Annotated in this window: 16 protein-coding genes; 8 read left to right on the forward strand and 8 right to left on the reverse strand. The window is 68.6% G+C overall.

The genetic code is table 11. The features are described from left to right. Positions 1-15: 15 nt before the first annotated feature. The 7 genes from ACQZ13_RS11655 to ACQZ13_RS11685 all read left to right on the forward strand — a co-directional run bounded on the left by ACQZ13_RS11655 (position 16) and on the right by ACQZ13_RS11685 (position 6716). Complete coding sequence (locus tag ACQZ13_RS11655) at positions 16-1596, forward strand: hypothetical protein (RefSeq protein ID WP_431052063.1); 1581 nt, start codon at positions 16-18, stop codon at positions 1594-1596. Then, entirely contained in the window at positions 1593-2306 is a 714-nt protein-coding gene (locus tag ACQZ13_RS11660) for a hypothetical protein (RefSeq protein ID WP_431052065.1), read from the forward strand. Before ACQZ13_RS11655 ends, ACQZ13_RS11660 begins: the two co-directional genes overlap by 4 nt. Then, complete coding sequence (locus tag ACQZ13_RS11665; protein WP_431052067.1) at positions 2306-5125, forward strand: ATP-binding protein; 2820 nt, start codon at positions 2306-2308, stop codon at positions 5123-5125. Before ACQZ13_RS11660 ends, ACQZ13_RS11665 begins: the two co-directional genes overlap by 1 nt. 284 nt (positions 5126-5409) lie before the next feature. Beyond that, entirely contained in the window at positions 5410-5718 is a 309-nt protein-coding gene (locus ACQZ13_RS11670) for a type II toxin-antitoxin system RelE/ParE family toxin (protein ID WP_431053203.1), read from the forward strand. A gap of 82 nt (positions 5719-5800) precedes the next feature. Further along, entirely contained in the window at positions 5801-6022 is a 222-nt protein-coding gene (locus ACQZ13_RS11675) for a helix-turn-helix domain-containing protein (RefSeq protein WP_431052069.1), read from the forward strand. 96 nt (positions 6023-6118) lie between these two features. Continuing rightward, a complete protein-coding gene (locus ACQZ13_RS11680; protein ID WP_431053205.1) occupies positions 6119-6445 on the forward strand; it encodes a type II toxin-antitoxin system RelE/ParE family toxin in 327 nt (108 codons plus the stop codon). 40 nt (positions 6446-6485) lie between these two features. Beyond that, positions 6486-6716 (forward strand): helix-turn-helix domain-containing protein, encoded by a 231-nt coding sequence (locus ACQZ13_RS11685; RefSeq protein ID WP_431052071.1) that lies wholly within the window; start codon positions 6486-6488, stop codon positions 6714-6716. Between the two features lie 74 nt (positions 6717-6790). Here ACQZ13_RS11685 and ACQZ13_RS11690 read toward each other — a convergent pair whose 3' ends face one another. The 8 genes from ACQZ13_RS11690 to ACQZ13_RS11725 form a co-directional block, all read right to left on the reverse strand. Then, entirely contained in the window at positions 6791-7561 is a 771-nt protein-coding gene (locus ACQZ13_RS11690) for an ABC transporter ATP-binding protein (RefSeq protein WP_431052073.1), read from the reverse strand. After that, positions 7561-8697, reverse strand: coding sequence for a succinylglutamate desuccinylase/aspartoacylase family protein (locus tag ACQZ13_RS11695; RefSeq protein ID WP_088403834.1), 1137 nt, complete (start codon positions 8695-8697; stop codon positions 7561-7563). Before ACQZ13_RS11695 ends, ACQZ13_RS11690 begins: the two co-directional genes overlap by 1 nt. Positions 8698-8765: 68 nt before the next feature. After that, positions 8766-9452: an ABC transporter permease gene (locus ACQZ13_RS11700; protein ID WP_088403835.1), complete on the reverse strand. Its 687-nt coding sequence runs from the start codon at positions 9450-9452 to the stop codon at positions 8766-8768. A 12-nt stretch (positions 9453-9464) separates the two neighbouring features. Then, the gene (locus tag ACQZ13_RS11705) at positions 9465-10157 is read right to left on the reverse strand and encodes an ABC transporter permease (RefSeq protein ID WP_088403836.1); all 693 of its coding nucleotides are present in this window, start codon (positions 10155-10157) and stop codon (positions 9465-9467) included. A gap of 58 nt (positions 10158-10215) precedes the next feature. Beyond that, the gene (locus ACQZ13_RS11710; RefSeq protein ID WP_088403837.1) at positions 10216-11022 is read right to left on the reverse strand and encodes an ABC transporter substrate-binding protein; all 807 of its coding nucleotides are present in this window, start codon (positions 11020-11022) and stop codon (positions 10216-10218) included. Between the two features lie 175 nt (positions 11023-11197). Then, entirely contained in the window at positions 11198-12172 is a 975-nt protein-coding gene (locus tag ACQZ13_RS11715; protein WP_431052076.1) for an alpha/beta fold hydrolase, read from the reverse strand. A gap of 8 nt (positions 12173-12180) precedes the next feature. After that, positions 12181-12978, reverse strand: coding sequence for a sulfurtransferase (locus tag ACQZ13_RS11720; RefSeq protein ID WP_431052078.1), 798 nt, complete (start codon positions 12976-12978; stop codon positions 12181-12183). A 56-nt stretch (positions 12979-13034) separates the two neighbouring features. Next, positions 13035-14063, reverse strand: a complete 1029-nt coding sequence (locus ACQZ13_RS11725) for a peptidylprolyl isomerase (protein ID WP_431052080.1) — start codon at positions 14061-14063, stop codon at positions 13035-13037. A gap of 59 nt (positions 14064-14122) precedes the next feature. Here ACQZ13_RS11725 and dnaE point away from each other — a divergent pair, with 59 nt between their 5' ends. Next, on the forward strand, positions 14123-17686 hold the full coding sequence (gene dnaE / locus ACQZ13_RS11730; RefSeq protein WP_431052082.1) for a DNA polymerase III subunit alpha: 3564 nt from the start codon (positions 14123-14125) through the stop codon (positions 17684-17686). Positions 17687-17735: the final 49 nt, after the last annotated feature.

Below are 17735 nucleotides of genomic sequence, written 5' to 3' on the forward strand. Positions count from 1 at the left end.
GCGATAATCCCCTTTATGACAGTGACCCCGGGAGGCGTGGACGACGTGCTGCGCGACGATCTCCCCGAACCCTCTTTCGAAGACCATTTCCGCGAAGGTCAGCTCCCGCAGGACTCGCTCCTGTGGTGGCAGCTGGAACGCAACGAGGCCCTGCTGGGCGCGCAGCGCGCGCTGTTCCACGGCCCGGCCACCCTGGTGCGGCTGCGCGTCTGGGTGTTCATCGAGCTGATGAGCCTGCCGCATTCGCGGCTCTCGCGCGACGACCTGAACCGTCACTTCCACGTGCTGCGCGACGAGGCGCTGGAGCTCGTGCTCAAGCGCCTGCGCGACGCGCAGCTGCTGGCCTGGGATGCGTCCAACCAGCAGTACGGCGTGACGCCGCTCGCGCAGCAGCTGATGGCGATGGTCTCGCCGCTGACGCAGGGGCAGGTCGCGGACGAGGACGGCGACCTGGCCGGCCTGCTGGCCAACGTGGCCGGCGCGCAGCAGCTCGGCACGCTGGAGCCCGCGCAGCTGCAGCATCTGCTGGCGCAGCTCTCGCGCCTGTACAACGAGTTCGCCGACGCGATCGCGTCCGGCTCCGAGTTCCACCTGCGCCGCGCGCGCATGCGCTTCGAGCGCGCGCTCAAGCTGGTCGAACGCGCCAGCGAGGCGCTGTCGGCCATCATCCGGCAGGCGGAGGACGATGGGAACGCGCGCCTGGAGCGGCTCGCGCGCGAGCTCGGCCTGGCGCAGGCGCGGCTGCTCGCGATGGCGAGCCAGTTCAACCGTGCGTTGCAGCAGGCCGACCGCCAGCGCGTCACGCTGGGCTCCACGGGCATCACGACGACCGACGTGCGGCGCTGGCTGCAGGAAGTCCCGTTCCTGGAGAACCTCGCGCTGGGCGCGCTGTCGAGGCCGGTGCATCCGGTCTTCGTCGCCCAGCACGAGCTGCTGGACGGCTGCGAGGCCGAGTTCGAACGCGACCGTCCCGTGCCGCCGACGCCCGAGCCGCTCCCCAGCGGCCTGGCCGCGCCGGAAGGCGAGCTCGCCGTGATGAGCCTGCCGCCCGAGATGAACCAGCTGCAGGCCCTGCTGGGCCTGTGGACCGGCGACAGCGTGCAGACCAACGACCTGCGCCCGGCGGTGCTGGGCGGCAGCTACGCGCGCGCCGCCTACCGGGCGCAACTGCTGCCGCTGCTCGGCGACGTGCAGGCGCAGCATCTGGCCGGCGCAACCGGCGACATGGCGCGCCAGCCGTGGCGCGTGCGCTGGTCCGCGCAGCAGGGCGAGATCGACGACGAGTACGTCCGCTGGATGAGCCAGGGCGTGCTGCATTCGACCGAGGTCGAGCCGCCGGTCGAGCCCGAACCCGAACCCAAGTGGCGCCCGCCCGAGCCGCCCGCGCCCAAGCGCGGTCGTCGCAAGGCCGCCGCTGCCACCGCTGAGGCATCCGCCGATGCGCCTGCGCAAGCCCTGACCCCCGACGCCGTGGCCGATGCCGCCGTGGCGACTCCTGATATCCCCGCATCGATCGCCGACGCGGCGCCGTCTCCGGACGCGCCGAACGCAGCGGACATCGACGCCGACACGCCTCCCCAGGCTTCCCAGGCATGAGCACTCAACTCGACGACGCCGCCCAACTGGCGGCTCAACTGCTGGCGCGCCGCTGGCTGCCGCGCAACCAGCCGCTGGTGCGCCGCGCGCTGATCGACCAGGAGCTCTGGCGCGCCGTCAACGAGCGCGTGGCCGCCGTCGGCCTGCGCGTGGTGGACAACGTCTACGCCGACCACATCACGCTGGCGATGCTGCGTCCGGCCGAGGTCGCCGTGTTCGGCGAGACCGGCCTGGCCTCCAACAACAACCTCGACCTGCCGCGCGACGGCGTCGCGCTGCTGGTGGTCGTATGGTCCTTGATCGTGCTGCCCAAGCGTCAGCGCCAGCTCGCGCGCGCCGAGGAAGCCGCCGAAGGGCAGGGCGAGATGTTCTCCAAGGACAAGCCGCTGCCCAGCGCCGCGAGCAGCGCGCCCACGCTGTCCTACCGCAGCCTGCTGGCCGACTTCGGCAACCAGCTGGGCAAGAAGATGCGGCTGGATTCCAACCTCAAGCTGCTCGAGCGCCAGGGCTTCATCACCCGCAAGGGCGAGGACATCTGCGAAGGTCCGCTGCTGGACCTGCTGCTCGACTACGACACGCTGGCCCCGCGCATCCTGGACGGGGCGCTGGCCGACGTGCTCGCGCGCAGCACCGACGGCGAAGCCGGTCCGATGCTCACCGCCATCCTGGCCGCGCGCCACAACGAAGAATCCGATCTGAGCGACGCCTGATGTTTCACCTGCAATCCCTGGAACTGCTGCACTGGGACTACTGCCGCCGCGTCTCGATGCCGCTGGACGGCAACATCATCACCATCGCCGGGCCCAACGGCTCGGGCAAGACGACGCTGCTGGACGCGATGCGCACGCTGCTGGGCCTGGAGTGCTCCGGCGGCCGGACCTACAAGACCTACGCCCGCCACGCCAACGCCGAGCACGCCTGGCTGCGCGCGCTGGTGGACAACCGCCCGCGCAACCGCCAGAACAGCAGCCGGCCGTTCGCGAGCTCGCTGCTGTATTCGGACCAGGTGACGCTGGCCTGCCGCATCTCGCGCCAGGGCGGCGACTGGGTGCGCCGCTACACGCTGGTCGACGGCGTGCAGGAGATCGAGGAACTCGACACCCGCGGCGACAAGGACTGGCTGGGCATCGAGGCCTGGAAGAAGCGCCTGGAGGCCGCCGGCCTGACGCGCGCGATCGGTCGCGTGCTCGCGTTGGAGCAGGGCCAGACGGACCGCCTCTGCGAGCTGTCGTCCAAGGAGCTGCTGCGCCTGGTGTTCGAGGTCTTCGGCGACCAGGAGGTGCTGGACCGCTACGAGCTGGCGCGCAACCACCAGCAGCAGCTGCTCAAGGAAGTCGACCAGTCCACGCATGAGCTGTCGCACGCGCAGGCGCAGCTGTCGGACCTGGCCAACCGCGTCAACAGCTACCAGCAGTACCAGCTGCGGCTGAAGGAGCGTGAGCGGCTTGCCACCGAGGTCGTGCCCGTGCTGCAGTGGAGCGAGCAGCGCCAGCGCACCGCGCAGCAGCTGCGCGAGCTGCACCGCCAGCGGCTCTTTGCCCGCTCGGACGAGCGCGGCATCAGCGACAAGCGCGCGCACCTGCTGGCGCTGTTCAAGGCGCAGGAAGCCGCCAAGGACAAGCTGTCCGACCTGGAGACGCAGCGCAAGGAGGCGCGCCAGGCCTTCGAGGCCGCGCGCGACGGCGAACGCCCGATGGAGCAGCTCGCCAAGCGCGAGGAGGACCTGAAGGCGCTGGCCGCGGTCGAGACCGACGGCGCCGCGCTGACGGCGAAGCTGGAGGAGCTCGGCACCCGCCAGCACCAGCTGCGCGAGAGCTTCACGCGCCAGAACGACCAGCAGCGCAAGGCGCAGGCGGCGATGGACGAGTTGACCGGGCAGCGGCTGCCGCCGCCGCCGGTCGAGGTCACGCGCTTCCGCAAGGCGCTGGACGAGGCCGGCATCGCGCACCACGTGCTGGCCGACGCGATCGACATCGCCGACGACCAGTGGCGCGCCGCCGCCGAAGGTTTCCTGAGGCCGTCGCGCTGGGTGGTGGTGCTCGCGCATTCGAGCGACGAGGGCCAGGCCTACCGCCTCGCCTCGCGCGAGCGCTACCGGCATTACGTCGTCGCCGACGGCGAGTTCGCGCCGACCGTCTGTCCGAAGGACAGCCTGATGTCGGTGCTCAAGTTCAACGCGAAGGCGCCGGGCTGGCTGCTGCGCCAGCTGGCCTCGATCCGCTGCGTCGCCGACACCGACAAGGGCGCGCAGTCCGGCGGCGAATGGATCACGCCGGAGGCCTACTACCGCGACGGCCGCGGCGGTCGCAGCCTGTGGGTCGAGCCGCGCGAGTACCAGTTCGGCGACTCCGCGCTGGACACGCGCCGCGCCTCGCTGGACAAGGAACTGACCCGCTACGACCTGGAGCTGTCCAAGCTCGCCAAGGAGCAGCTCGAGATCGAGCGCCAGCTCAAGGACGCGCAGCGCGCGGCCCAGGGCCACAAGGCGGCGCAGGAACTGGTGGAGCGTTCCGAGGAATTCGCCGAGGCGCGCGCGCGCCTGCCGGGCCTGCGCCAGTCGCGGATCGAGGCGGCGACGCGCATGGGCGCGCTCGACCAGGAGCATGACCGCACGGTGGCGGCGGCGACGCGCACCGAGCGCGACTACGAAGGCGCACAGGCCAGCCTGAAGGCCAGCGAGGACAACGTCTCCCGCGCCGAGCGCGACTGGGCGACCCGGCGCGCCGACCTGATCGCGACGGCGAAGGCCTCGCACGAGGCCCGCGCGAAGTTCCCCGCGATCTGGCTGCACCCGATCCGGCTGAACGCGCTGCGCGACGAATTCGAGAACGCCAAGCAGGCGGAGATCGCGTCGCGCCACGTGCAGCAGGAGCTGGACACCGGCGTGTGGGAGACCGACGTCGCCGTGCAGGATCGCCATGCGCGCATGCAGATGGCGGTGCTGGAGCAGACCACGCAGCTCGACGACCGCCGCGCGAGCAACGAGATGGCGCGCATCGCCGCGTTCAACGCGCGCGAGCGCTACATCGACGTGCTGCGCGCGACGGTGCGGCGCTACAAGAAGAACGTGCAGGAGCTGGGCGAACTGGCCGGCGTGCATGCGCAGGCGGAGCTGCCGCACCTGGACAACGACGACACGGTGCTGGCGCAGGCGGGCCTGCACGTGAAGTTCAACTTCGACGGCAAGGGCGAAGTCGGCATGAACGACGGCGAGGCCTCGGGCGGGCAGCAGGTGCTCAAGAGCCTGATCCTGCTGGTGGGGCTGATGAAGGACGACGACGCGCCGGGCGGCTTCGTCTTCATCGACGAGCCCTTCGCGCATCTGGACGTGCGCAACATCCAGCTGGTCGGCCACTTCCTGAAGAGCACGCGGGCGCAGTACCTGCTGACGACGCCGATCACACACAACGTCGAGGTCTTCGAGCCTTCGGAGATCACGCTGGTCACGAGCAAGAAGCCCCGCGGCGAGCGCTGGGCGCCGCCCATCGCGGTGCTGGCGCGGCGGCCGGAGAAGTCGATCTACGACTGATCCTCGACGACTGGGCGTCATCGGCCCTCGGTCACTCTCGACCCCCTGAAAGCCGCGCCAATGCGCGGCTTTTCTCTTTGCGGAACGTGGTCGCGACGATCCCCCTTTGGAGGGCCGACTTCAGAGCGAAACGCGATCAGGCAAGGACTGGCACTCAGGGCGCGTGTGATCGCGATGCGAGGACCGACGCATGACGAGTGCCGTTTATCTGATCGAAGGCTTCCAACGTTGGATGCGCAAGCAGGCGTTGGAAAGAAGGCGACCTGTGCCGCGCTGTGGCCGAAATGGAACGCGGGCTCATCGATGCAAATCTCGGTAGTGGACTCTTCAAGAAGCGGATCGGACGATCCGGTGCTGGCAAGCGGGAAGGCTATCGAGTGATCGTCGCGAGGCATCCCGCAGGGCAGTGGTTCTTCGTGGATGGATACGCGAAGAACGAACTGGAGAACATCGAGCCGAAGGCATTCCGTGCCTTGCGCGAAGAAGGCGTCTGGCTCACGGGGCTGTCACAGCAGGAGTTGGCCGTGACCGTCGGCCGTGGCCAGTTGAAGGAGGTGAAGTGTGATGAGGAAAAGGAAGTCCGCCATCGTTGAGCGTGTCCTTGCGACAGGCCGACTGTGGCACGCCGAGGGACTGATCAGCGATGAGCGTCGTCGGTCCTGCGAGATCGTCTGCATGCCTGCCCCCATGCCGCTGGAGCCGGAGGAAGTGCGCGCCATCCGCGAGCGGGACCAGTTGGAACTGGCGGTCTTTGCGGACCTGATCAACACGACGCCCAAGCAACTGCGTCGCTGGGAGCAGGGTTTCGGTCGCCCGCAGGGGCCGGCATTGCGCCTGCTGCACTTGGTCCGGGAGCGCGGTGTCAACGCCATCTTCCTGCCTGTGGAGCTTCAATGAGCCTCGTGAGCTCCGTCTATCTGGTCGAGGGCTTCCAGCGCTGGATGCGCAAGCAGGCGCTGGCAAGACAGTGACTTGTGTCGGGCCGTGATTGAAATGGCTGGCGGTCTGATCGATGCAGATCTCGGTGGCGGGTTGTTGAAGAAGCGGATCGCGCGCCGGGGTGCCGGAAAGAGCGGAGGCTATCGCGTCATCGTCGCGAAGCGAGGTGACGGCCCTTGGTTCTTCGTCAATGGATTCGCAAAATCAGAGTCGGCCAACATGGACAGGCTGACTCTGATCCATTGCAGGGATCTGGCGCGGAGTCTCGCTGCGATGAGCGGGCGGGAGCGCCGGCTGGCGCTTGAAAAAGGTGAACTGAAGAAGGTGAACTGTGATGCGGAAGAGGAAGTCGTTGCTGGTCCAGCAGATGCTGAAAGCTGAACGTCGGTGGCATGCGAACGGATGGGTGTCCGATCAGAACATGCGCCAGCTGGAATGGTCGGGCATGCTTCCGCCCGAGCCGATGTCGCCGCAGGAGATCCGGTCCATCCGCGAGAGGGAGGACCTGGATCTCTATGTATTCGCCAACATGTTGAACACGACCGCCCGGGTCCTGCGACGTTGGGAGCAGGGACTCAACCGGCCGACCGGGCCCGTGTTGCGATTTCTTCATGCCATCCGTGCGCGGGGGATGGAAGGCGTCTTCCCATGAACAAGGCCCGGGGCATGCCCGGGCCATTGTCTGCAGTCGCGCCATGAGGCCACGCGCGGTGGGTGATTGACGGCTTACTTCAACCCGCCGCTCAGGAACGCCTTCAGCCGCTCGCTCTGCGGTTTGGCCAGCACCTCGCGCGGATTGCCTTGCTCTTCCACGCGGCCCTGGTGCAGGAACATCGTGTGCGACGACACCTCGCGCGCGAAACCCATCTCGTGGGTCACGACGATCATGGTGCGGCCTTCCGCCGCCAGGTCGCGCATCACCTTCAGCACCTCGCCGACCAGCTCCGGGTCCAGCGCCGAGGTCGGTTCGTCGAAGAGCATCACCTCCGGCTCCACCGCCAGCGCGCGCGCGATCGCCACGCGCTGCGCCTCGCCGCCGGAGAGCTGTGCCGGATAGACGTCCTTGCGGTGCGACACGCCGACCCGCGCCAGAAGCGCTTCGGCCTTCTCGATGGCCTGCGCGCGGGGCTGCTTCAGCACGTGGATGGGCGCCTCGATGACGTTCTCCAGCACCGTGCGGTGACCCCACAGGTTGAAGTTCTGGAACACCATCGCCAGCCGCGCGCGCCAGCGCTGCAGCTGCGCCGCATCGGCGGACTTCAGGCTGCCGTCGCGGTCGCGCACGAGCTTGAGTTCCTCGGCGCCCAGCTTCAGCGTGCCTTCGAACGGCTGCTCCAGCAGGTTCAAGCAGCGCAGGAAGGTGCTCTTGCCCGAGCCGCTGGATCCGATCAGCGTGATCACGTCGCCCGGCTTCGCGGCCAGGGACACGCCCTTGAGCACTTCGCGGTCGCCGTAGCGTTTGTGGAGGTTGTCGACAACAAGACTGGCCGCGGACATCAACGGGCTCCCAGGAGTTTTCCGGTGCGGGTCGCTTCGCGCCCCGCGACTTTCGCGACCCGCGCCCCGGCCGTGACCAGGCGCAGCGTGTCGCGTGCAAACAGCAGCCCGTCGGTGGGGCTCTTCAGGTCGGTCACCGATCCGGTGATGGGATCGATGACCTGGGCGATCACGTCGCCCTCGCGGACCGTCTCGCCGACCTCGCGCAGGAAGGTCAGCACGCCGCCGACCGGCGACGGGACCGGGATGGAGCCCGCCAGCGGGCGCGCGTCGCCGACCGGCGCCGGCACCGGCGGCGTGGCGCCGTCCGGCGCCTCCGAGGCGATCACGCCGCGGTGGATCAGGAAGTCCACGATCGCCTGCGCGTCCTTGGCCGCCAGGTCGTGGTGCACGTCCTGCTGGCCGCGCAGCTCCACCGTCACCGACAGGCAGGCCTGCGGGATCGGGAAGCGGTCGCCGAAGTGCTTGGCCCACTTCCACCAGACCTGCGAGCAGGCCTCGTCGAAGGGGTTGTCGCCGGAGTCCGTCGCCAGCAGCGTCACGCCGGCGCCGAGGTAGGCCGCCAGCGGCTCGCATTGCGGCCAGCACGGCGTCTCGGTGTAGAGGTGCATCACCGCCTGCGCGTCGCAGTGCAGGTCCAGCACCACGTCGGCGTCGCAGGCCATCAGCATCAGCGTCTTGCGCAGCGCCTTGAGCTCGGTGTCGGCGGGCGAGGCCTGCACCTCGGTCTTGAGCGCGGCGCGCAGCACCGCGACGTTGCGCGCCGGGTCGTCGCCCAGGCGCGGCTCGGCGTGGCGCGCGGCGGCCTCGATGTGTTCCGGATAGTGGCGGTTGAAGTTCTCGCCCGACAGCCCCTCGAAGCGGCCCAGGTGCGACTGCAGCCACCACTGCGAGAGTCCGATCGGATTGGCCATCGGCACCAGGATCACCTCGCCGCGCAGTCGGCCCGCGGCCTCCAGCGCGTCGAAGTGGCGGCGCAGGTGCCAGGCGGTGAGCATGCCGGGCAGCTCGTCGGCGTGCAGCGAGGCCTGGATGTAGACCTTCTGGCCCTGGCCGGGCTGGCCGTAGTGCAGCGAGACGAGCTCGCGCTGCGTGCCCGGCGTGGGGCTCGGGAGCGGGTGTTGTCGGAGTTGCATGGGAGTGTCCGGTTCAGCGCCGCGCGGGCGCGGCGGCAGGGGAGCTTCAGCGTGGCATCAGCGTGGCATCAGCGGGGCATCAGGGGCTTGAGCCAGCGCTTCTCCGCCTGATGGAAGAGGCCGACCAGCACCAGGGTCATCGCGAAATAGAAGATCGCGGCGGTGATGAAGGCCTCGAACGGAATGTAGTAGGTGGCGTTGATGTCGCGGGCGATGCCGGTGATGTCCATGATGGTCACGACGCTGGCCAGCGCGGTGCCGTGCAGCATGAAGATGACCTCGTTGCTGTAGGCCGGCAGCGCGCGGCGCAGCGCGTGCGGCAGCACGATGCGGCGCAGCATGACCCAGCGGGTCATGCCCAGCGATTTCGCGGCCTCGACCTCGCCGTGCGGCAGCGAGCGGATCGAGCCGGCGATGATCTCCGTCGTGTAGGCGCCGGTGTTCAGCACGAAGGTCAGGCAGGCGCAGAACCAGGCCGAGCTGAACAGCGGCCACAGCGCGCTCTGCTGCATCCACTCGAACTGGCCCAGGCCGTAGTAGATGAGGAAGAGCTGCACCAGCATCGGCGTGCCGCGGAACACGTAGGTGTAGGCCCAGACCGTGCGCGACAGCCACTTGATCGGCAGCGTGCGCAGCACGGCCAGCGGGATGGCCAGGGCCAGGCCGATCAGCAGCGAGGCGATCAGCAGCTCCAGGGTGATGAGCGCGCCCTCGAAGTAGCGCGGCAGGTTCTCGACGATGGCGTCCAGGTTCATGGGGGATCGTGATTACAGCGAGTGGCGACGCACACCGATGGACAGGCGCTTCTGCAGCTGGTCGAAGACCAGCTCGGACACGGACGTGAAGAGCAGGTAGATGATCGCCACGGCCAGGTAGAAGACGAAGGGCTCGCGGGTGCCGGCGGCGGCCTGCGAGCCGCGCATCATCAGGTCGTGCAGCCCGATGACCGACACGATGGCCGTGCTCTTGATCAGCACCAGCCAGTTGTTGGACAGACCCGGCAGCGCATGCCGGAACATCTGCGGGAAGGTGATGCGCCAGGCGACCTGCGCGGGGCTCATGCCGAAGGCGAGCCCGGCCTCGCGCTGCCCCGGCGGCACCGCCAGGAAGGCGCCGCGGAAGGCTTCGGTCAGGTAGGCGCCGAAGATGAACGCGATGGTCACCACGCCGGCGATGAAGGGGTTGATGTCGATGTACTCGTCGTGCCCCAGCGCCGCCGCGATCGCGTTCACGGCGACCTGGCCGCCGAAGAAGATCAGCAGCATCAGCACCAGGTCGGGCACGCCGCGGATCAGCGTGGTGTAGAGCGTGGCGATGCCCTTGGCGACGCGGAACTTCGACAGCTTGGCCATCGCGCCGATCAGCCCCAGCGCCATGGCCAGCGCCATCGAGCTGAGGGCCACGCCCAGGGTCAGGACAGCGCCCTCGAGCAGGCTGGGCAGATAACCGTGCAGGAACATTCGACGGACCTTGTTCGTTCAGGAGGAAACGGGCCCGGCGGCTGCCGGGCCCCGGGGATCACTTGGCCGTCTTGCCCGAGATGTCGTACTCGAAGTACTTGTCGTTGAGCTTCTTGAAGGTGCCGTTGGCCTTCACCGCCGCGATGGCGTCGTTGAACTTCTTGCCCAGCGTCTTCTCGTCCGCCTTGCGCAGGCCCACGCCGCTGCCGGTGCCGAAGTACTTGACGTCGTCGTAGCTCGGGCCCACGAACGCATAGCCCTTGCCGGCCGGCGTCTTCAGGAAGCCCATGTCGGCGGCGACCAGGTCGGCCAGCGTCAGGTCCACGCGGCCCGACTTCAGGTCCAGGAAGGCCTGGTCCTGCGTCGCGTAGCGGACGATCTCGCTCTGCTTGAAGGTGTCGGCGGCGAACTTCTCATGGATGGTCGCGCGCTGCACGCCGATCTTCTTGCCCTTCAGGCCGGCGGGCGAGAAGTCGAACTTCGCGTCGGCCTTCGCGGTGAAGCGGGCCGGGGTGTTGTAGTACGGGTTGGAGAAGGCGATGACCTTCTTGCGCTCGTCGGTGATGGACACCGACGCGATGATCGCGTCCACCTTGCGCGCCTGCAGCGCGGGAATCAGGCCGTCGAAGTCCTGCTGCACCAGCGTGCATTCGGCCTTGAGCTCGGCGCACAGCGCCAGGGCCAGGTCGATCTCGAAGCCCTTGAGCTTGCCGTCGGCGCCGACTTCGGAGAACGGGGGGTAGGCGCCCTCGACGCCGATGCGGATCTTCTTCCAGTCAGGGGCCTGGGCGTGCGCGGCGCCGGCGGTGGCCAGCAGGGCGCAGGCCGCCAGGGCGGCGCGGGCGATCAGTTGTCGTCGTTGCATGAAGGCTCCTTGTGAGATTGAGCAGGAAACGTGGAAGCGCGTGTGTGGCAGACGCGTCGAATGGACATCCGGTGACGACCTCGGGCGGTTCGAGCCCGTCTTGATTCAGGGATCGGAGAGGTCGTCCGGACTGGGGGGCATTGTTGCAATGCCGCACGTGCGGCGGCCATCAGGGTTAAGGAGAGTGCAAAAACGTGTGAACCGCCTGGACGGTGGACGCGGGGTCCTCCTCCTGGGGGACATGCCCTAATTCGGGGAAGACCTGCACGGTGCTGTGCGCGATGCCCTGATGGAAGCGCTCGGCGGCCACGGGCGGGATCAGGCGGTCCTTGCCGCCCCACAGGATCAGCGTCGGGGCCTGGATGCGCGCCAGCAGGTCGGCGTGCCCGCCGGGCGCGCGCTGGGCCAGGCGTTGCGCCAGCGCCGCGCGGTTGCCCTCGCGCAGCGTCAGCTCGCAGTAGCGGTCGACCAGCGCGGCGCTCACCTTGGACGGGTCGCCGTAGAGCTCGCGCAGGCTGCGGTCCACGAAGGGCCGCGGCAGGAACACGCCGGCGATCCACTGCAGCACACGCGAATCGGGAATGTGGAACGCGTCGGGCATCAGCTCGCTGCGGACGTCCAGGCCGTCGGCGTCGACCAGCACGAGCGCGGCGACCTGCTCCGGATGCCGTGCCGCGTATTGCCACGCCAGTTCGCCGCCCATCGAATTGCCGCCGAGGACCATGCGGTCAATCTGCAACTGTCGCAGGAACGACAACAGGAACGAGTCATAGGCATCGCTGCCGTAATCGCCTAGAGGGGAGGGGCCGGTGAGTCCGAAACCCGGCAGGTCGAGCGTGATCACGCGGCGGGTCGCGCTGAGCGACTTCACCCAGCCCTCCCAGGTGTGCAGGCTCGCGCCGGCACCGTGCAGCAGCACGACGGGGGTGACGTCGGTCTTGGGCCCTTCGTCGCGGAAATGGACCAGCTGGGTCTGTCCGCCGGACAGCTTCAATTCGAGGAAGTCCGACGGCGGCGGGCCCCAGCGGGCGACCAGGCTTTCGAGCGGCCGGTCCGGCGCGCGGAAAGCCATCGCGAGCAGCGCCGTCGCCAGCACGGCGAATCCCAGCAGCTTCATCAGCCGGGCGCCGAGGGTGGGACGCTCGGTCATGCGCTCGATCATTCGATGACGGAGTCGGGCGACGGGGCCAGTTCAGGATCGACGGCGCGGCGCTCGTCGAAGACGAAGCAGTCGCCGTGGTAGTGCGCGTTGCCGACTTCCTCGAAGTACTTGAGGATGCCGCCTTCGAGCTGGTAGACCTTCGCGTCGATGCCGTGGCGGACGGCTTCCTGGTCGAGGTAGAGCGCCGCCTTCTCGCAGCGGATGCCGCCGGTGCAGTAGCTGACCACGGTCTTGCCGGCGAGCTCGGCCCGATGCGCCTGGAAGGCGCCGGGGAACTCGCTGAACTTGGTGATGCGCCAGTCGATCGCGCCGTCGAAGGCGCCGACGTCGACCTCGAAACCGTTGCGCGTGTCGAGCGTGACGACCGGGCGGCCCTCGTCGTCGTGCCCCTGGTCGAGCCAGCGCTTCAGCGTCTCGGCCGGCAGCGCGGGCGCGCGCGGCGCCTGGTCCGGACGGATCGTCGGGTGGTTCATCCGGATGATCTCCGGCTTCACCTTCACCAGCAGCTTGCGGAACGGGACCTCGTCGCTCCAGCTCTCCTTGGGCGCGAGCGCGGCGAAGCGCCGGTCCTCTTGCAAGGCGGCCACCCAGGCGTTCACCGCGTCCGGCGCGCCGGCCAGGAAGAGGTTGATGCCTTCCTCCGCGATCAGTACCGTGCCCTTCAGGCCCAGCGCCTGCGCATGCGCGTGCAGGCTGTCCCGCAACACCTCCGGCGCATCGATGGCGACGAACTGGTAGCAGGAGATGTTGAGGACGGAATGGGAGGCGGAATCGGTCGGGACTGCAGTGTTCATGCCGATGCGGGGGCTTGTGGCCGCGCAGGGTCAGGAGAACGCAGGATTGTAGGTTCTCACCGTTTGGCTTCGGGGGACTTGGGTTCGCTGAGCTTCACGTCCGACGCAGGCACCGGCTTGATGCGCACCGGCACGGCGGCGCTGCACAGGTCCGTGTAGCCAGGGCTGTGGACGAACCAGCCGCCGCGGTTGCGGCGCGCGTTCAGCAGTTCATTCCACGTCGGCGTGTCGGTGCGCAGCACCTGCAGTGCCGGACGCTGTTCGGCCGGCAGCGCCGAAGCCAGCGAGACGCGCTCGATGCCGAGCCGCTGCTCGGGCTTGTCGTAGAAGCCCATCGCGGCGCCGCCGCGCGGCAACGCGGACAGGAACTCCATGCCCTTGAGCACGCGACCGACGACCGTGATGTTGAGGTCCAGCCCGCGCGGCGCGTGGCCGATCACGGCGTACAGCTCCGCGCCGGTGCTGGAGTCCTTCGCGTTGCCCCGACCGGCGCCGACGGTGCCGTAGCAGTGCGCCAGCCAGGCCTGACCGGTCTTCGGATCCGCGGCGGCCGGGAAACCGTCCACCTGGCCGGCGCGCGGGGCCCAGCCTTCGACGTCCGGCAGCAGCGTCATCGGGACGCCCTTGAGGGGGATGGAGAACTCCGCCGGGATGTGGGACTTGGCGCCGGCGGGGAAGGGCTTGCCCTTGCCCTTGAGGCCGGTGTCCTCGTCGTCCGCGTTGGGGTCGCCCCATTGGGTGACGAAGTTGTCCTGGACGCGGACGATCGCCAGACCGTCGTAGTAGCCGCCGCGGGCCAGCGCGCGGATGTTGTCGACATGCGCCGGCGCGAAACGCGGCGCCAGTTCGATGAAGACCTGACCCTGCGGCAGCGTCATCACCAGCAGGTTGTCCGGATCGACGTCGCGCCAGACGGCGGCCGGCGCGGTGGCGAGGATGTCGGCGCTGCTGCGGGGCGGCGCGGCGGGCTTCTTGGTCGCTGCCGCAGGCTTGGCGGCCTTGTCCGCGGGCTCGGCCGCATGCGCGATCATCGGCGCGCACAGCGCCAGGGCCGCCAGCAGGGGCAGGTGTTTCCTCATCGTCATCCGGGCGCTCCGCGAGAGTGTTCGATGGAGGGCGAGCATAGCCTTCTTACAATCGCCCGATGGCTTTCGTTCATCTCCGCTCCCACACCGAGTTCTCCGTCGTCGACGGCACCCTGCGCATCGACGACGCCGCCGCGGCGGCCGCCAAGGACGGCCAGGTCGCCCTGGGCCTGACCGACCTCGCGAACATGTTCGGCGGGGTGAAGTTCTACAACGCCTGCCGCAAGAAGGGCGTGAAGCCGATCCTGGGCGTGGAGGCCTGGCTGGAGCCGGAGGCGGTGGACCGTCCGCCGTCGCGGGTGCTGCTGCTGGTGCAGGACATCCAGGGTTATCTGAACCTGAGCGAGCTGCTGTCGCGCGCCTGGATCCAGAACGTGCAGCGCAACCAGGCGCTGCTGAAGCTGGAGTGGATGCAGGAGCTCAACGCCGGCCTGATCTGCCTGGGCGGGATGCAGTTCGGCCCGGTCGGCCAGGCGCTGATCGCCGGCGACGAGGCGCGCGCGCTGGATGTGGCGCAACGCCTCGCCGCGATTTATCCGAACCGCTTCTACATCGAGCTGCAACGCGCCGGCCTGCCGGGCCAGGAAGCGCTGCTGCGCCAGCTGGTGCCGCTGGCCGCCAAGGCGAAGTTGCCGGTGGTGGCGACGCATCCGATCCAGTTCCTGGAGGAAGACGACTTCGAGGCCCACGAGGCGCGCGTGTGCGTGGCCGACGGCGAGACGCTGGCCAATCCGAAGCGGGTGAAGCGTTTCCTGCCCAGCCAGCATTTCAAGAGCCAGGCGGAGATGGAGGCGCTGTTCGCCGACATCCCCAGCGCGATCGCCAACACGGTGGAGATCGCGAAGCGCTGCAGCCTGACCCTGGTGCTGGGCAAGCCGCAGCTGCCGAACTTCCCGACCCCGATCCAGGCCGACGGCACGCCGATGCCGATGGAGCACTACTTCCGCATGCTCTCGTTCGAGGGCCTGGAAGACCGGCTGCAGCTGCTGTTCCCGGACGAGGCCAAGCGCGACGCGGCGCGGCCGCGCTACGTGGAGCGGCTGGAGTTCGAGCTGGCGACCATCATCAAGATGGGCTTCCCCGGCTACTTCCTCATCGTGGGTGACTTCATCCGCTGGGCGAAGAACAATGGCTGCCCGGTGGGCCCGGGACGGGGCTCGGGCGCGGGCTCGCTGGTCGCCTACGTGCTGCTGATCACCGACCTGGACCCGCTGCAGTACAACCTGCTGTTCGAGCGCTTCCTGAACCCGGAACGGGTCTCGATGCCCGACTTCGACATCGACTTCTGCCAGGGCAACCGCGACCGCGTCATCGAGTACGTGAAGGACAAGTACGGCCGCCCGGCGGTGAGCCAGATCGCGACCTTCGGCACCATGGCGGCCAAGGGCGCGCTGCGCGACATCGGACGCGTGCTGGGCATGGGCTTCGGCCACGTGGACTCGATCGCGAAGCTGGTGCCGGCGCCTCCGGGCAAGACGGTGACGCTGGCCAAGCTGCCGCCGGGCTTCGATCCGGACAAGGCCAAGATGGTCTACGCGCGCCACGAGTCGCCGGAGATCGAGGAACGCGAGGCGCAGGACGAGGAAGTCGCCGGCCTGCTGGAGATGGCGGCGCGCGTGGAGGGCACGGTGCGCTCCATCGGCATGCACGCCGGCGGCGTGCTGATCGCGCCGGGCAAGATCACCGACTTCTGCCCGCAGTACCAGCAGCCGGGCTCGACCTCGGCGGTCAGCCAGTACGACAAGGACGACGTCGAGGCCATCGGCCTGGTCAAGTTCGACTTCCTGGGTCTGGCCACGTTGACCATCCTGGAGCTGGCCAAGGACTTCATCGTCGGCCGGTATCCCGAGGCGGCCGACTTCGCGTTCGAGACCATCCCGCTGGACGACAAGCGGACCTACAAGCTGTTCTCCGACGGCCTGACGGAGTCGGTGTTTCAGTTCGAATCGAGCGGCATGCAGCGCATGCTGAAGGACGCCAAGCCGTCGCGCCTGGAGGACCTGATCGCGCTGAACGCGCTGTACCGCCCGGGGCCGATGGACCTGATCCCCAGCTTCGTCGCGCGCAAGCACGGCAAGGAGACGGTGGTGTACCCGCACCCGCTGGTGGAGCCGGTGCTGTCCGAGACCTACGGGATCATGGTCTACCAGGAGCAGGTGATGCAGACCGCCCAGGTGCTGGGCGGCTACTCGCTGGGCGGCGCGGACATGCTGCGCCGCGCGATGGGCAAGAAGAAGGCCGAAGAGATGGCCATGCACCGCGACCTGTTCCGCAAGGGCGCGGCGGAGAAGGGCATCGACCAGGACAAGGCCGACGAGGTCTTCGACCTGATGGAGAAGTTCGCGGGCTACGGCTTCAACAAGTCGCACGCGGCTGCGTACTCGCTCCTGGCGTATCACACCGGTTGGCTGAAGGTGCATTACACGGCGGAGTTCTTCGCCGCGAACATGACCATCGAATCGGACGACACCGACAAGCTCAAGGTGCTGATGAACGACGCGAAGTTGTTCGGCATCGAGTTCGAGCCGCCCAACATCAACCTCGGCGTCGGCCGTTTCGAGCCGATGAGCGCGGACGAAGGCACGTCGAAGTCGGTGGCCAAGGAAGGCAAGGCCGGCACCACGCCGCGTGCGCGCAAGATCAACTACAGCCTGGGGGCGATCAAGGGCACGGGCGCCGGCGCGATCGAGGCGATCGTGCGCGCGCGCACCGAGGGCGGCCCGTTCACGAGCTTCTTCGACTTCTGCGCCCGCGTGGACCGCAAGGCGGTCAACAAGCGCGTGGTGGAGGCGCTGATCAAGGCCGGCGCCTTCGACGCGCTGCATGCGAACCGAGCACGGCTGCTGGCCAGCGTCGCGCTGGGCTACACCTACGCCGACAACCTGGCGCAGAACGTCAACCAGGGCGGGCTGTTCGACTTCGACGGCGGGCACGGCTCGTCGACGGCGGAGCCGGACTTCGTCGAGGTGCCCGAGTGGGGGATCAAGGAGCGGCTGAGCCTGGAGAAGACGGCGATCGGCTTCTACCTGTCGGGACACCTGTTCGACCAGGCGGAGACGGAGCTGCGCCGCATGGTCAAGCGCCGCATCGTGGACCTGCAGGACAGCCGCGAGCCCACGACGGTGGCGGGCATCGTGTCGGACATGCGGGTGATCAACGGCTCGCGCGGGCGGGTGGCGATCTTCAAGATCGACGACAAGACGCATGCGATCGAGGCGGTGGCCAACGAGGAGATGCTCAACGCCAACAAGGAGCTGCTGGCGGAGGACGAGCTGATCATCGCGGTGGGCAAGGTGCAGAACGACCGTTTCTCGGGCGGGCTGCGGATGAACGTGCAGCAGGTGTTCGGGCTGGCGGCGGCGCGGGCGCGCTTCGGGCGCTACCTGCGCACGGCGCCCAACCTGTCGGCGGCCACGGTGCTGGAGCTGGTCAAGAGCTGGCCGGCCAAGCGCGTGGAGACGGAGCAGGGCGTGCTCAGCCAGGGGCTGGAGCTGCGCATCCCGATCAAGCGCAACGGCGCGATCGCGGAACTGGGACTTGGCGGCGCGGGCAAGTTCTGGCCCAGCGACGAGGCGCTGGAGCAGCTCAAGCCGGCGGAGATCGTGTACGACTCGGGCGGGTGATGTAAACGCGGATTCTGGATAACAGTTGTTGTGGCAGTTGTTTTGCGCT

The organism is Roseateles sp. L2-2 (genome assembly GCF_050613215.1).
GTDB lineage: Bacteria > Pseudomonadota > Gammaproteobacteria > Burkholderiales > Burkholderiaceae_C > Roseateles > Roseateles noduli.

Excerpts from the sequence above, each read along its gene's own strand:
- ACQZ13_RS11655 (WP_431052063.1), top strand. The coding sequence starts at position 16 with ATGACAGTGACCCCGGGAGGCGTGGACGACGTGCTGCGCGACGATCTC.
- ACQZ13_RS11660 (WP_431052065.1), top strand. The coding sequence starts at position 1,593 with ATGAGCACTCAACTCGACGACGCCGCCCAACTGGCGGCTCAACTGCTG.
- ACQZ13_RS11665 (WP_431052067.1), top strand. The coding sequence starts at position 2,306 with ATGTTTCACCTGCAATCCCTGGAACTGCTGCACTGGGACTACTGCCGC.
- ACQZ13_RS11670 (WP_431053203.1), top strand. The coding sequence starts at position 5,410 with ATGGAACGCGGGCTCATCGATGCAAATCTCGGTAGTGGACTCTTCAAG.
- ACQZ13_RS11675 (WP_431052069.1), top strand. The coding sequence starts at position 5,801 with ATGCCTGCCCCCATGCCGCTGGAGCCGGAGGAAGTGCGCGCCATCCGC.
- ACQZ13_RS11680 (WP_431053205.1), top strand. The coding sequence starts at position 6,119 with ATGGCTGGCGGTCTGATCGATGCAGATCTCGGTGGCGGGTTGTTGAAG.
- ACQZ13_RS11685 (WP_431052071.1), top strand. The coding sequence starts at position 6,486 with ATGCGCCAGCTGGAATGGTCGGGCATGCTTCCGCCCGAGCCGATGTCG.
- ACQZ13_RS11690 (WP_431052073.1), bottom strand. The coding sequence starts at position 7,561 with ATGTCCGCGGCCAGTCTTGTTGTCGACAACCTCCACAAACGCTACGGC.
- ACQZ13_RS11695 (WP_088403834.1), bottom strand. The coding sequence starts at position 8,697 with ATGCAACTCCGACAACACCCGCTCCCGAGCCCCACGCCGGGCACGCAG.
- ACQZ13_RS11700 (WP_088403835.1), bottom strand. The coding sequence starts at position 9,452 with ATGAACCTGGACGCCATCGTCGAGAACCTGCCGCGCTACTTCGAGGGC.
- ACQZ13_RS11705 (WP_088403836.1), bottom strand. The coding sequence starts at position 10,157 with ATGTTCCTGCACGGTTATCTGCCCAGCCTGCTCGAGGGCGCTGTCCTG.
- ACQZ13_RS11710 (WP_088403837.1), bottom strand. The coding sequence starts at position 11,022 with ATGCAACGACGACAACTGATCGCCCGCGCCGCCCTGGCGGCCTGCGCC.
- ACQZ13_RS11715 (WP_431052076.1), bottom strand. The coding sequence starts at position 12,172 with ATGACCGAGCGTCCCACCCTCGGCGCCCGGCTGATGAAGCTGCTGGGA.
- ACQZ13_RS11720 (WP_431052078.1), bottom strand. The coding sequence starts at position 12,978 with ATGAACACTGCAGTCCCGACCGATTCCGCCTCCCATTCCGTCCTCAAC.
- ACQZ13_RS11725 (WP_431052080.1), bottom strand. The coding sequence starts at position 14,063 with ATGACGATGAGGAAACACCTGCCCCTGCTGGCGGCCCTGGCGCTGTGC.
- dnaE (WP_431052082.1), top strand. The coding sequence starts at position 14,123 with ATGGCTTTCGTTCATCTCCGCTCCCACACCGAGTTCTCCGTCGTCGAC.